This is a genomic window from Duganella hordei (assembly GCF_040369125.1).
GTDB lineage: Bacteria > Pseudomonadota > Gammaproteobacteria > Burkholderiales > Burkholderiaceae_D > Rugamonas > Rugamonas hordei.
Genome location: NZ_BPWI01000034.1, coordinates 17,015 through 30,683 on the forward strand (window position 1 = coordinate 17,015; position 13,669 = coordinate 30,683).

General features: G+C 63.8%; 11 protein-coding genes and 1 rRNA gene. 8 read left to right on the top strand and 4 right to left on the bottom strand.

The genetic code is table 11. The features are described 5' to 3' along the window. Positions 1-8: 8 nt before the first annotated feature. From pedF to ABWW33_RS32390, 3 genes are all read right to left on the bottom strand, one after another. The gene (pedF, locus tag ABWW33_RS32380; protein ID WP_176656023.1) at positions 9-485 is read right to left on the bottom strand and encodes a cytochrome c-550 PedF; all 477 of its coding nucleotides are present in this window, start codon (positions 483-485) and stop codon (positions 9-11) included. A gap of 134 nt (positions 486-619) precedes the next feature. Beyond that, positions 620-2,053, bottom strand: coding sequence for an SH3 domain-containing protein (locus ABWW33_RS32385; protein ID WP_353405532.1), 1,434 nt, complete (start codon positions 2,051-2,053; stop codon positions 620-622). Positions 2,054-2,055: 2 nt separating this feature from the next. Next, complete coding sequence (locus ABWW33_RS32390) at positions 2,056-3,246, bottom strand: SPFH domain-containing protein (RefSeq protein ID WP_353405533.1); 1,191 nt, start codon at positions 3,244-3,246, stop codon at positions 2,056-2,058. Positions 3,247-3,440: 194 nt separating this feature from the next. Between ABWW33_RS32390 and ABWW33_RS32395 the strand changes: the two genes are divergently transcribed. From ABWW33_RS32395 to ABWW33_RS32430, 8 genes are all read left to right on the top strand, one after another. Next, entirely contained in the window at positions 3,441-4,133 is a 693-nt protein-coding gene (locus ABWW33_RS32395; protein ID WP_353405534.1) for a response regulator transcription factor, read from the top strand. Positions 4,134-4,135: 2 nt separating this feature from the next. Further along, positions 4,136-6,220 carry a sensor histidine kinase gene (locus tag ABWW33_RS32400; protein ID WP_353405535.1) on the top strand — a complete coding sequence of 695 codons (2,085 nt, stop codon included), beginning with the start codon at positions 4,136-4,138 and terminating at the stop codon, positions 6,218-6,220. A 16-nt stretch (positions 6,221-6,236) separates the two neighbouring features. Beyond that, entirely contained in the window at positions 6,237-7,541 is a 1,305-nt protein-coding gene (locus tag ABWW33_RS32405) for a GMC family oxidoreductase N-terminal domain-containing protein (protein ID WP_353405536.1), read from the top strand. A gap of 109 nt (positions 7,542-7,650) precedes the next feature. Then, on the top strand, positions 7,651-8,169 hold the full coding sequence (locus tag ABWW33_RS32410; protein WP_353405537.1) for an outer membrane beta-barrel protein: 519 nt from the start codon (positions 7,651-7,653) through the stop codon (positions 8,167-8,169). 104 nt (positions 8,170-8,273) lie between these two features. Beyond that, on the top strand, positions 8,274-8,855 hold the full coding sequence (locus tag ABWW33_RS32415) for an RNA polymerase sigma factor (RefSeq protein ID WP_353405538.1): 582 nt from the start codon (positions 8,274-8,276) through the stop codon (positions 8,853-8,855). Beyond that, on the top strand, positions 8,852-9,808 hold the full coding sequence (locus ABWW33_RS32420) for a FecR family protein (protein WP_353405539.1): 957 nt from the start codon (positions 8,852-8,854) through the stop codon (positions 9,806-9,808). Before ABWW33_RS32415 ends, ABWW33_RS32420 begins: the two co-directional genes overlap by 4 nt. Before the next feature lie 73 nt (positions 9,809-9,881). Continuing rightward, on the top strand, positions 9,882-12,233 hold the full coding sequence (locus ABWW33_RS32425) for a TonB-dependent receptor (RefSeq protein WP_353405540.1): 2,352 nt from the start codon (positions 9,882-9,884) through the stop codon (positions 12,231-12,233). A 42-nt stretch (positions 12,234-12,275) separates the two neighbouring features. After that, positions 12,276-13,514, top strand: coding sequence for an MBL fold metallo-hydrolase (locus ABWW33_RS32430; RefSeq protein ID WP_353405541.1), 1,239 nt, complete (start codon positions 12,276-12,278; stop codon positions 13,512-13,514). A 52-nt stretch (positions 13,515-13,566) separates the two neighbouring features. Here the strand turns inward: ABWW33_RS32430 and rrf are convergent. Continuing rightward, positions 13,567-13,669 (bottom strand): 5S ribosomal RNA (rrf, locus tag ABWW33_RS32435); the annotation flags it as partial.

The window sequence follows — 13,669 nt, forward strand, 5'->3', positions numbered from 1 at the left end:
CTCCTCGCTTATTTGGCGTCGTCGCGGCGGGCTTCCAGGTAGGTCTTGATGGCCCACATGGCCTCCTGGTTGAACACGCCCTCAAACGGTGGCATGTAGACGGCGCCATTACGCACTTTGCCGTGCCGGATCGAGGTCAGATAGTAGTTGTCGGTCTCCTTGTAGCAGGCCTTCTTCTTGTTCTCGTTCTTGACGTCGGTGCAATCGCGGTCCAGCTGGCGCAGATCGGGTGCTATGCCGCCGGTGACCGCTTCCAGGCCATGGCAGCGCGCGCAGTTCTGGTTGTAGGCCGACGAACCGATCTTCAACGCCAGCTTGTTGCCGCGATAGGGATTCTGTTCCAGCCACTTGTCGCCGAGCGGCGTCAGGCCGGTAGTGTCCACCGCTTGCGGCACCACGTTGCCGTGAGCGGTGGCGTACAGGGAAGTCGTGGCCGCCGCGGCGATGACGGTCACGATGGCGAGAATGCGGAATGGATGTTGCATGATGTCTCCTTGCTGTTTTAATGAATGCGTTTTACCGAGGTACACACTCATTGAGCAAATGCCATGCCACGCGTCTGCCGCCTTGATCCATTACATAATTGCTCCAATTTGGCACAGGTGTCACAGCCGGATGTTCAACGCATGCTGACGGTCTGGCGTTTCCAGGCGGGGTCCTGCCAGCGATAGAACAGACTCAGTGATGATGGTTTATCCGCAGACTTGAGCGTGGCCAGCGTGTTGACCTCCACCAGCTCGAAGCTGCGTTTGAACTTGCCGTCAACACGGGCTTCGCGCGCCACCAGCATGTTCTGCGTACCTGGCACCCAACCGGCGAATTCGGCATAACCCAGATCGGGTCCGGCGGCGGCGGGCGGCAGCACATCGACCAGCCAGCCCGCGCTGGTCTGGTGGAACAGCCACATCTCACGCCAGCCATCCATCGGCTGTACCGCCAACGCCAGCGCCGTACCCTGCGCATTGGCGCGTGCCGATGCCGGCCACACAACGCCATAGCTGCAGCGGCGCGCCAGCGGATGCTGTTGATCGTGCTTGCCGTCCACCAGCGCGACGCAGGTTTCTCCTGGCTGGCCAGCCGCCACGACAATGCGCAAGCCCGCGCCCGCCGTGGAAGTGGAAGCCGATGCCGCTGCCGGCACCGGCTCCGCCGCCCAGCGCACGCTTCCCACTCGGACGCCCGCATCGGCAAACGCTGCGACATCGTCCTCGGTCAACTCCGCTGGCTCCACCAGCCCCAGCTCGTCCAGCGCACGCTGCGCTGGCTGCGCCGACGGTTCGCCCTTGCGCGCCCGCGCAAACGCCACTGACGACCACACAGCGGCGCGTCTCATATGCAGGCGGTTTTTCACGTGCGCCGGCAACTCCTTCAAGTCCACGCGATCCAGCACGTCGGCACGCCAGTCGTCGAACGCCGCCCGCGCACCGGGTCCCAACGCCGGATCGACGCATTCCTGGCGAGTCAATCCCAGCGCCGCCGTTGCGCGTTGCCGCGGCTCCGATTGCATCGCCAGCACGCGGCGGAATGCCTCGCCGTCGTAGCACAGCTGCATGCGTCCTTCGCGCTCGAAGCTGCGGATGCCGATGCCGTAGTTGGCCACAACTTCCAGGTGTGCGGCGATCGTGACGTCGCCTTGCTTGCCCTGTTTGGACGAGGCGCGCCGCGCCAGCCGGTCGGCCATACTGCCCAGCGCATCGAACGGTTCGGCAGTGATGGCCGCCGCCGGCGCGGCCTTCAAGTACGCCGCCGCATAGCTGATACCCAGCGACTCCGCGCCCGGCGTGTCGCGCAGAAAGCGCACCACCGACAGCAGTTCCGGTGCATCGGCCAGCGCCAGCGACACCTTGCGCACTTGCGAGGCACGGATGTAGCCAGCCCGTTCGCGGCGATGGTCGTAGACCTGCAGGAAGTCCTGCTTCTCGCCGCGAATCTCCAGGCTGTCCCCCTGCCACAGGACGGCCTGCTGTTGCGCCGTGTCCTTGGGCGAGGCGCGCAGCGCGGCCTGATCCTGCGTAACGATAGCCAGTACAACGGCAGCTGCAATGGGCATCATGATTATTGAACCTCCTTCTTGCCCAGCAACGCCGAACCGATAAAGCTGCCATCCGTTGGCGACGGAGCGATGATGACCGATACCTTGTCCGACAATTTGTCAGCCATGGTTTTCTGGATCAGCAGCGGATTGCGGGTAATCAGTTCACCTTCGCGCGCCATCTGCTCGGCCGCCACCTTGCCGATGGTCTCCTGGCGATACGCCTCAGCATCGGCCAGCTTGCGGCGCGAGTTGGCCTCGCCGGTCGCCTCGATCACGCGTGCCTCGGCATTGCCCTCGGATGTCTTGATGCGCGCGGTCTTCTCGGCCTCCGCCTCCAGCTTGCGCTGCTCGATCTGCTTCTGTTTGAACGGCAGCACATGCGCCATCGCCTGCTCCTGCGCCCTTGCCGCGATGATCTGCTCATTGCCCGCCGCTTCGGCCGCCTTCTCGCGGCGGATCTTGTCGGCGTCCGCCTCCAGCGCCGTCTGTTTCACCTGCTTCTCCTTCAGCTCCAGCGTATAGCGCATCTTCTCGGTTTCCAATTCTTCCGCCAGCAGCTTCTCCATCCCCGCCTGGTACTCCTCCGGCAGCGTGATCTTGCCGATGGTGATGCCGCGCAGCGTGATGCCGTCGGTCGCCAGCTTGGGTTTGAGCTCCGCCTCGATCGCCTGCTGGATCTCCGCCCGCTTGGACGAAAAAATCTCGCGCACCGTGTAGCGGGTGAACACCTTGTAGATCACGCCCTGCACCGCAGGTTCGACGACGGCGCCGTTGATATCGGGCGGCAGCGACTGCGCCATGCCGGCCACGCGGCCGGGATCAAGCGCATAACGCACCGACAAGTCCACACCCAGCGCCAAACCCTCGACCGACTGGAACGGCGCCTTGTCGCTGCGGTTCGGGCGGTAGACCTGGTCCAGCAGCGACACCTGGCGCAGCGCATGCACGCCGGGGAACATGAAGACCGCGCCATCGCGCACGGTGGTGGTGGAACCCGTCAGCTGGTTGATACGGATGCCCACATTGCCGGGTTCCAGCCTGGCCAGCGGCGGATGTGTCGCCAGCCCGTAGGCGACGCCGCCGGCCGCGCACACGGCCAGCAACAGCGCGCCGCTACGGCGGAATCCGTTGGCCGCGGCGCCGGCGATTCCGCCGGCGCCACTCAAGGTATTCCGTACCGCCTGCACCAACCGTTTGATCCGCTCTGCCATCGTATTCACCTTTTCATCGTCGTTGAGTTCAGGGCCTATCCCTGAGACGCATGGTGCGCCGGATGATGCGGAAGTATCAACGCCGCCGCCGTCCAGGTATCCTCCGCCGCTGTGAAGAAATCCTCACAGCGGATTTGTGACTTTTCCGATAAAACCATGGATACTCACTCCATACACAGCAAGCGGAGCACAGCATGGCCAAAGTCGCCGTCATCGAGGACGATCTGCCTACCAGTAATCAACTAAGGGCCTGGATCGAGTCTGCACGTCCGGGCATCGTCGTCGACCAATGGTTCAGCCGCGACGACGCGGAAGCGGCCATCGCCCGCGAGCGCTACGACCTGGTGGTACTCGATATCGAACTCGGTCGCGAACGCCATGCGGGCGTGGCCATCATCAACGCCATCAACAAGCGCCATACCACCCCGGTGCTGGTGGTGTCGGCGATGCCGGCCACTATTTACCGCAGCATCATGAAGGCGCTGGATGCCTGGGACTACCTGCAGAAAGCCACCTTCGAGGAGGCCGATTTCGTCGAAACCTTCCTCGAGATCCTGCGCAGCAGCAAACCGGCGGAGGCTCCGGCAGCCAGCGCCGATGAACTGAGCATGGACCCGCTGCGCCAGCGCACGCCCACCTGGCGCGGCCACCGCATCAACCTGCCGCTGACCGCGCAACGCATTCTGGCGGCGCTGTTCGCGCGGCGCGGCCAGGTGGTGTCTTACGACGAACTGTTCGAGGTGGTGAAAAGCGGGCGTAATCGCGACAACATCCGCAAGCACGTCAGTACCATCCGCGACGCCTTCCGCGAGATCGATCCTGACTTCGCCTGCATCGAGAACATCCCCATGCGCGGCTTCCGCTGGGCCGACGCGGAAAGCCGCTGACCATGAACTGGCGCCGGCTCAGCCTCGTCCCGTATCGCCTGCGGCTGCTGCTGCGCGCCGCATTCGTGTTCCTGATGGCGGCCACAGTGGGCCTGGCGCTGTCCGTTGTACAGCAGGAGAAGCAGCTCAGTTACAAGAACTATCAAAGCAGCTTCCAGAAGACCCGCGTGCAGGTGGCTGCGACGCTGCGCCACCCGACCGGCCAGCTGGCGCTGCTCAATCCCCAGCCTGTGGGCAAAGGCGGCACCCTCCATCCACTGCTACTGCCCTTCGCCGCGCTCGACTTCGACGATCTGCAAAAAGTGCAGCAGGCGGTGGCGATGTCCGGCTGCCTTGCGCAGTACGGCAACAACAGCTCGCTCTGCATCGGCATCGGCAACAATCCCTGGGCCGGCGGCTTTATCTATGTTGCCGGCACTTTCGACGGCGCCAGGCTGGTGCCGCATGTGCGCGGCGACCAGGTGGTGGACCAGGCGCACCGCGTCAGAGTCAAGGTCGCCCTGCGCGGCCAGAGCTACGAATGGATCGCTCCGTTCGAGGAAAGCGCCGAACCACAAACGCCGGCACATCGGTTCGGCGGCATGCGCGGACGCTTGACCGGCTTTGCTGCGGCCGACGTGGCGCGGGCCAAGGCACCGGCGGTCAAGGACTTCCGCGGCTGGATCTGGCAGAACCCGCGTTGCACCAACCAAGCCGCCGCCGATGACGACGCAGCCTGTACACGCAGCGCCTTCTTCTCACTGCGCCTTCCCGTAGGCGTGCTGCAGGACGCGCTGTTCGAAAAACGCCGTCCCGTCTGGCCGCCGGAAGATCTGGGCCGCATCGACGTGAGCATCGCAGTGCTGCCTCCTGGAGACGGCGCGCCGCTGCTGGACAGCGGCTCCGGACCTGGCACGCCGGCTTTTTCGCTGGCGGACCTGAAGCCGATGCTGCTGCCGGGTGAGAGCCTGCAGATTCGCCGCCTCACCGACGATGGCGCGCCCGGGACCACGCTGCCGCTGCTGGTCGGCGCCGTCGATCCCGAGGACCAGTCCTGGCATTTCGTAACGACGCTGATCCGCCACCTGCCGGTGGACGCCTACGATGTCCCGCTTGAGGCAAAGGAGGTGATCGCCACGCCGGCCGGCAGCTATGAGGTGCTGCTCAAGGGCGACGTCCGCAGCGTCAGCAAGAGCCTGAGCGTGGTGGCCAGCCGGCTGGTGTGGTTTGTCGGAGCGATGCTGGCGGCGCTGATGCTGGCATGGCTGGTGATCGAGATTGGCATCATCCGCCGCATCAAGGTGCTGATCAAACGGGCGGACGATGTGGGCGAGCGGGTGAAGGCGGCGCGCGGCTTTTCCGAAACCGATCTGGCCGACCTGCGCGGCGAGGATGAGCTGGGCGTGCTGGCCACCGGCCTGCACGATCTGCTGCGCCGCGTTCGCGAAGACGTCGAACGCGAGAACATCCGCGCGGAGCAGGAGCGCGACATGTGGCACGCGGTCGGCCACGAGATCATGTCGCCGCTGCAGTCGTTGATGGTCCTGCACGGCAGCCCGGACGATCAGAGCCACCGCTACATCAACCGCATGCAGCAGGCGATCCGCGTGCTGTACGGGCGCGCTTCGCCCAGCGAAGCGTTCCAGTCATCGGAACTGCAGGTGACCGAGATCGACCTGACTGCCTTCCTGCAAAACGTCGCCGCCAATGCTTCGTGCGTGGGGATAGACAACGTGGTCTTCCTGGGCGAGGCCGAGCCGTTGACCGCGCGCGCGGATGAATATTCACTGGAGGATGTGGTGACCCATGTATTGCGGAACGCCGAGCGCTATCGCCTGGCAGGCAGCGCGATCACGATCACGCTGGAGGGCAGCGCCACCGGCGCGACGATCACGATCCGCAACCTGGGTCCGCAAATCGCGCAGGACATGATCGGCAAGATCTTCGAATACGGCGTGTCGGATCAGGCGGAATCGGGCGCCGACGGCAATCGCGGCCAGGGCTTGTTTGTCGCGCGGACCTATATGGCCAAGATGGGTGGTACCATCGTCGCACAGAACCTGGCCGACGGTGTCAGCTTCATCCTCAGCCTGCAACGCGGCGCCTAACGATAGCCTCAACGCCATGCCATCATCCTCGACCGAACAATTTGACACCGTCGTCGTCGGCAGCGGGCCGGGCGGAGCGAGTGTCGCGCTTGAACTGGCGCGTCGCGGCCTGCGTGTACTGATACTTGAACAAGGCAGTGCCGCCCCGCTCCGGGGAACGTTGTCGCAGATGGCCGGCATTGCAGCGGTGCCGGGAAAAGGCGCGTTTCTACATCGCGACGCCTCGCTCCTGGTCAGCGGCATCGCGGCGGGTGGCACCTCAACCATTAACTTCGCCACGGCGGCTCCGCCACCTCTTGAAATGTTCGCGGCCCACGGCATCGATCTGGCTCCGGCGCTGGCATCGTTACGCGCGGAGCTGCCGATGGGCCCCTTGCCGGACACCCTGATCGGCTCCATGGCGCAACGCATCCAGCAGGGTGCGCTGGCGCAGCAGCTGGGCTGGCGCAAACTCGATAAATTGATACGGCCGCAGTCCTGCCGCACCGGGTGCTGGCGGTGCGTCTATGGATGCCCGTTCGGCGCCAAGTGGACGGCACGCGATTTTCTCGACGAGGCAATACAGCTCGGCGCGACGCTGATCGATCAAGCCAAAGTAGACAGCGTCATTGTGGAGAACCGCCGTGCGGTCGGCGTGCGTTATCGCCGCGATGGCGCATTACATCAGGCACTGGGAAGAAACATCGTACTGGCCGCCGGCGGCATCGGCAGTCCACGCCTGCTGCACCGCTCCGGTTTGCACGCCGCAATCAGCCCCTTCTTCAGCGATCCCGTGATCGCCGTGATGGGGCAAGTGGACGACATCGACGGCGGCGCCGAGGTGCCAATGGCGGCCGGCCTATATCTGCAGGAGGAAGGCATCGCGCTGGCCGATATGACGCTGCCGAAGCCGATGTACCAGGCCTTTGCCGCCCAGGTCGGACGTGTGGATCGCTTGATGGCGCATGCGAAAACGCTGACCGTCATGGTCAAGATTCGCGACGACATCGGCGGCGGCGTCGGCCCGCACTGGGTCGATAAAACGCTGACGGCAGCCGACAGGCGCAAACTGGCGACCGGCGTGGATATGGCGCGCGGCATCTTGCGCGCGGCCGGTGCGAAGAAGATATTCAAGAGCTGGCACTTCGCCGCCCACCCAGGCGGCAGCGTGCGGATCGGCGAAGGCGTGGATCATACGCTGCGGACCAGCACCGCGAACCTCTACGTCTGCGACGCATCGGTGATCCCGCAACCGTGGGGACTGCCGCCAACATTGACGTTGCTGTGCCTGGGCAGACGGCTGGGACAATATCTCCGAACGAAAAATAGCCACACCAGTTGAGGAATCAGAAAAATTGCCTTAAAAATAATTGTGCGCTAGTATGCTAGCGGCGTGGCATTGACAATTAATCAAGTGCCGTGCTCTTCGATCCCTTTTTATCAGGAACACTATGCGACATATTCTCACCGCCCTGGCCTTGCTGGCCGCAGCTCCGTCGTTCGCCGCTCCCGGCTTTGAGCCGGGCGTGTACGTGGACGTGAACGGCGGCCGTGCGTCGGTCTCGTCGAAATACGCCGACAGCAACAACGACATCTCGCTGGGCGCCGCCACCGGCTACCAGTTCACGCCCAACCTGGGATTCGAAGTCTATACCCGCAGCCTGAGCGTCAATCCCTTCCGCGGCTTCCTGGCAGAAGCCGGGTATTATCCGGACTCGCACTATGGCATCGCGCTGATGGGCAATATGCCGCTCGACGACCATTTCAGCTTCACCGGCCGCGCCGGTGTGGGCCGCACCACGATGAAGCCGACCCGCACGACCATGGAAGACCGCACGGACACCGATCCCATTGTCGGTTTCGGCGTGCGCTACGCATTCAACCGCCACTGGTCAATCAATCTCGAAGGCAGCTACCTGACCAAGAGCGAGGTATCATTGCTGACCTTTGGTGGCCGCTACCAGTTCTGACACCACCGCCCTCCAGCGGCGCATCGACAATTATCGCTGGCGGCGATACCGGATTTTTCACGCCCATTCGTCTTAACCAGTATCGCCAATCATTTACCCAGACAATGTCCGCTGATCTCGACGACTGGTTTGTGCGCGAAGTGCTGCCGCTGGAGGCAGCACTGACGCGCTTCCTGCGCCGCCATCGCCAGGCGGGGGACGATGTCGCCGACCTGCTGCAGGAAGTCTACGTCCGGCTCTACGAATCGGCCGCGCGGCGCCGGCCGGACCTGGTGCAGCCTTTCGTCTTCGCCACAGCGCGTCATTTGCTGATCGACCTGGCGCGGCGCGCGCAGATCGTTTCCATCGAAGCCTATGCGGATCTGGAGACGCTGGACCTGTCGAGCGACGATCTGACGCCCGAACGCCACGCCAGCGGCCATCAGGAACTGCGGCTGCTGCAGGCGGCGCTGGACCAGCTGCCGCTGCGCTGCGGTGAAGTGGTCCGGCTCAGGAAGATAGAAGGCATGTCGCAGCGCGAAGTGGCGCAGCACATGGGCATCGCTGAAGATACCGTGGAAAAGCAGATTGCAAAAGGCATGCGCGCGCTGGCCGATGCGCTGCTGCTGAAGGGAGTAGTTGTCAATATGTCGAAACTGGCTACAAAAATACTTGGCAAGAACGGACCGCAAGGCGGCTCCACATGATGGGCGCCGCCGACATCGAGGCCCAGGCCGCGGACTGGCTGGCGCGTCGCGATGGCGAGCACTGGTCGGCGCAGCAGCAGCAGGCGCTGGACGCGTGGATCAATGAAGCCACCGCGCACCGCATCGCCTACTTGCGGCTGGAGAGCGTATGGCGCCGCGCCGACCGCCTGGGCAGCCTGCGCGCACCGGACCAGGCCGCCGTGCCTGCGCCGCTGTTCCGCGCGGTGCGCCCGCGCGCGTGGCGCCTCGCGGCCGGCGTGGCGCTGCTGGCCGGCGCCGCATGGCTCATGACCGCTTCCGGCTTGCTGGACCGGCCGGCCCGCTACGACACCGCGCTGGGCCAAAGCACATCCCTGGCGCTGGCGGACGGCACCCGCATCACGCTTAACACCAATACGCGGCTGCGCGCGCAACTGGCGACGGCGCGCCGCACCGTCTGGCTCGACAAGGGCGAGGCCTATTTTGAAGTGGCGCACGACGCCAGCCGCCCCTTCGTGGTGGAAGCGGGCACGCGCCGCATCACTGTGCTGGGTACCAAATTCTCTGTGCGTCGCGACGTCGGCGGTCAGGTGCAGGTCGTCGTGGCGGATGGCCGCGTGCAGGTCAGCCCGGCCGAAGGCGCCGCCGCACCGGCCGTCATCACCCGCAACGATAGCCTGGTTGCCGCCGGCGATGCGGTCGCCGTCAGCCACAACACGGAGCAGCAGATCGCCAGCCGGCTAGGCTGGCGCCAGGGCCGGCTGGTCCTGGACCAGATGACGCTTGCCCAGGCAACACAGGAATTCAACCGTTATAACCACAGGCAGCTGATCGTCAGCGATCCTTCCGTGGCGCAGATCCGCATCGGCGGCAGCTTCAACGTCGACAACATCGACGGTTTCGCGCGACTGCTACAGCAAGGCATGGGACTGAAGATCGATACCGACGGCGATAACATCAAAATACATCGCTGAGGCATGCCGGATTGACGAGCGCCGTTCGTCTCAGTAAGTGAGCAGCATTCAATCACTTCCAAGGGGAACAAAAATGGTTCGTCATAAACTGGCAAGCGCTGTAAGCGTGCTGGCGTTCTGCCTGGCGGCGCAGGCGCAAACGCGCGACATTCATATCGCCGCCGGCGATCTGAAGACGGCGCTCGACGCATGGAGCGCGCAGTCCGGCGTACAGGTACTGTACAGCGTCAACGATATCCAGGGCATCTCGACCAAGGGTGCGGCCGGCACATTGTCGCCGGACGAAGCGCTTGCCATCCTGCTGGCCAACAGCGGCCTGCAGGTCCGGCACGATGGCGCCAGCGCCGTCGTTATTTTTCGCGGCGCGTCCGCAGTCTCCTCCGAGCAGCCCGCCGACGCCCTGGCCACCGTCACTGTCACCGCGCAAAAGCGCAGCCAGGCCGCCCAGAGCGTCCCTATCTCCATGACCACGCTGTCGGCCCGGATGCTGGATGCGAACCGCGTGCAAAGCCTGCAGGACGTCGCGCGCCTGACGCCAGGGCTGCTGGTGTCGGCCTTCAGCCAGAACAGCCCAACCATCGCCATCCGCGGCATCAACAACACGTTTTCGCAGATTGGCGTCAGCAAGCCGGTGGCGGTGGTCGTGGACGATGTTTTCATTCCGCGCAACAGCGCGGCCAGTTTCGAGCTGTTCGATCTGGACAGCATCACTGTGCTGAAAGGCCCTCAAGGCACGCTGTTCGGCCGCAACGTCACCGGCGGCGCCATCGTCATCGCCACCCGGCCGCCGCCGCTGGACGACCGCGTGATCGAAACGCAGCTCACGTTTGGCAAGCTAGGCGAGCGCCAGTTCAATGGCCTGGTCAGCACGCCGCTGAGCGATACCGCCGCCATCAAATTCTCCACTGCGCTACGCGATCGCGATGGCTATGGAAGCGATCGTCTCACGGGGCGGCAGCAGGACGACATCCACAGCCGCAACTACCGCACTCAACTGCTGCTGAAACCGGACAGCCGTATCGAGGCCTCCTTCAGCGCCGACTACAGCGAGGACTGGAACGGCGGCCGCACGCTGTCCTCGGACGCACAGGGCAGTGACGGCAATGTGCGCACTTCGGAGCTGGGTGTGCCACAAGGCTTTGGCCGCACGATCTCCGGCACGTCGGCCAAGATCAACTGGAAGCTCGATGCCGGCGACATCACCGCCATCAGCGCCTATCGCAAATCGCGCTCCAGCGAAGACTATTCCGGTGTCGGCGCCAATTTCATTTTCCTCGGCAGCGGCAGCCAGAGCGTGGTGCGCGACGCCGACGACATCGCCACCTTCTCGCAGGAGGTCCGCTACGCCAGTCCGAAGTGGAGCTTCGGCGACTTCGTCACCGGCATCTACTACATGAATGAAGACGGAACCCGTCAATTAAACACACGCGGCCTGGCAGCCAAGACCGGCACATTGGCCGGCTCCACATTGGCGGACCAGAAAGTCGATACCACCAGCTATGCGGCCTTCGCCGACGGCGTGGTGCATTTGCCTGCGACGGTGGACCTGACCGCAGGCCTGCGATACACGCGTGACGCCAAGACCGCCAGTCTTACCCGCACTGACTTCCTGCGCCCCACCGCCACTTTCAGCACCGGCGACGTCGACGCCAGTTGGAGCGAATTGACGCCGCGCGTGGTGTTGAGCTGGCAGCCGCGAGCGAACCTGATGACCTATGCCAGCGCCACGCGCGGCTTTACCGCCGGCGGCTTTAACGGCGACGCGGCGACGGCGCCCATCTTCAGAACCCCTTTCAGTCCCGAGAAAGTCACCAGCTATGAAGGCGGTGTGAAATCGCAATGGCTGAACAACCGCCTGCGCGTGAACCTGTCCGTCTACAAGATGGAATACAAGGACAAGCAGGAATTGGTCAACAACTCGCTGACCGGCATCCTCACCATCGTCAATGCCGCAAAGGCCAGCGTCAAAGGGGGCGAGCTGGAGCTGGCCTACAAGCCGGTGAGCTGGCTGGATCTGTCGAGCGGCTACAGCCGGCTCAATGGCGTGTACGACAGCTTTGTCGTCGGCACCGTCAACAACACCGGCAATCCGCTCTCTTCGGCTCCGCGCAAGCAGTTCTCGGCGGCCGCCAGCATCAATGTGCCGCTCGATGCGATGGGCTATCTGACCGGCGCTGCCAACTACGCCTGGCGCGACACCTACAACACTGGCGCAGCCAACGATCCCAACCTGCAAATACCCGGCTATGGCCTGGCCAACATAAGCGTGGGATTTGAATCGCCGGACCGCAGCTGGAAGGTGACCGCGTGGGTCAAGAACGTCAACGACACCCGCTACATCCTGACCCGCTCGACGCAAGTGGTGCGCGCCGAATACGACGGCGAACCGCGCACCTTCGGCTTGACGCTCGGTGCGAAATTCTGAGATGGGGTCACGATGAGCCAACAAATCGACAGACGCCATTTCATGCTGGGCATGCTGGCCGCGCCGCTGGCGCTGACGGCGGCCGCGGCGCCAGAGGGCATCGCGGTGCCGCAGGCCGCCATGCGCCTGCCGCCTTGGGCGCCGGGCTGTCTCGACATCCATCACATCGCCACCGGACGAGGCAATGCGACCTTTGTACTGATGCCGGACGGTACCAGCTTGCTGATCGATGCCGGCTCCACCAACGACACACTGGACGTGTCCGCGGCGCCGAAGCCGAATGCTGACCGTCGTCCAGGCGAATGGATAGGCCGCTATGTGCGGCGCCATCTGCGTGCGGCTGACCGTGACGCGCTGGACTATCTACTGGTCACGCATATGCATCCGGACCATCTGGGCGATGTGGACGATGCGTCTCCGCCTTCAACGCAAGGACCGTATCAACTATCCGGCGTGACCGACGTCGCGGAGATGCTGCCGATCGGCGTGCTGGTGGATCGCAGCTTCCCATCCTATGATTTTCCGTCGGCGCCCAGTGGCCGATACGCGTCCAACTATCTGGCCTTCGTGCGGTCGCGAATGCAGCATGGCCAAGCGGTGGAACGGATACGCGCCGGCAGCGACAAGCAGCTGGTATTGCGCGGACATCACGCCCCGGGATCGCCGACGCCCTTCAGCATTCGCAATATCGCCGCCAATGGCGAGGTGTGGGACGGCCATGGCGATCGAACAAGGTCGATGTTCCCGCCACTGGAGAAGCTGGCGGGATCGGACTATCCAAATGAAAACGTCTGCTCGATCGCGCTGCGGCTTAGCTTGGGAAAGTTTTCATATTTCACCGCCGGCGACCTGACCAGCTATACCTACGACGGCGATATGCCGTGGCGCGATGTACTGACAGCAGCCGCGCGCGCAGCCGGTCCGGCCAGCGTGGCCACCGCAGATCATCACGGAATGTTCGATGGATTGAGCGGCGACGTGGTGCGCGCATTGCGGCCGCAGGCATGGGTGATACCGAGCTGGCATATCGCGCATCCCGACATGCTGCAATTGGAACGCATGTTCAGCGAACGCTTGTACCCGGGGCCGCGAGAAGTGTATGCGACGTCATTGATGCGCGAGAACTATCTGGCGAACAAACGCCTGGCCAGCAAGATGCGCAGCAGCGATGGTCATGTGGTGATACGCGTGGCCCCCGATGGCGCGGCGTTTTCGATCTTCGTCACCGACAACAGCGATGAAAATGATACGATCAAGCTGATCAGCAAACACATCGCATAGACGAAAAAAAGCCCCAACCAGATCTTCTGGAAGGGGCTTTTTAGTATAACTAGCCTGACGATAACCTACTTTCACACTGGTTGCAGCACTATCATCGGCGCAGAGTTGTTTCACGGTCCTGTTCGGGATGGGAAGGGGTGGGACCAACTTGCTAT

Coding starts and splice junctions, on each gene's coding strand:
- ABWW33_RS32420 (WP_353405539.1), top strand. CDS start 8,852: ATGATGGGCGCCGCCGACATCGAGGCCCAGGCCGCGGACTGGCTGGCG.
- ABWW33_RS32425 (WP_353405540.1), top strand. CDS start 9,882: ATGGTTCGTCATAAACTGGCAAGCGCTGTAAGCGTGCTGGCGTTCTGC.
- ABWW33_RS32415 (WP_353405538.1), top strand. CDS start 8,274: ATGTCCGCTGATCTCGACGACTGGTTTGTGCGCGAAGTGCTGCCGCTG.
- ABWW33_RS32400 (WP_353405535.1), top strand. CDS start 4,136: ATGAACTGGCGCCGGCTCAGCCTCGTCCCGTATCGCCTGCGGCTGCTG.
- ABWW33_RS32390 (WP_353405533.1), bottom strand. CDS start 3,246: ATGGCAGAGCGGATCAAACGGTTGGTGCAGGCGGTACGGAATACCTTG.
- ABWW33_RS32405 (WP_353405536.1), top strand. CDS start 6,237: ATGCCATCATCCTCGACCGAACAATTTGACACCGTCGTCGTCGGCAGC.
- ABWW33_RS32430 (WP_353405541.1), top strand. CDS start 12,276: ATGCTGGGCATGCTGGCCGCGCCGCTGGCGCTGACGGCGGCCGCGGCG.
- ABWW33_RS32395 (WP_353405534.1), top strand. CDS start 3,441: ATGGCCAAAGTCGCCGTCATCGAGGACGATCTGCCTACCAGTAATCAA.
- ABWW33_RS32410 (WP_353405537.1), top strand. CDS start 7,651: ATGCGACATATTCTCACCGCCCTGGCCTTGCTGGCCGCAGCTCCGTCG.
- ABWW33_RS32385 (WP_353405532.1), bottom strand. CDS start 2,053: ATGATGCCCATTGCAGCTGCCGTTGTACTGGCTATCGTTACGCAGGAT.
- pedF (WP_176656023.1), bottom strand. CDS start 485: ATGCAACATCCATTCCGCATTCTCGCCATCGTGACCGTCATCGCCGCG.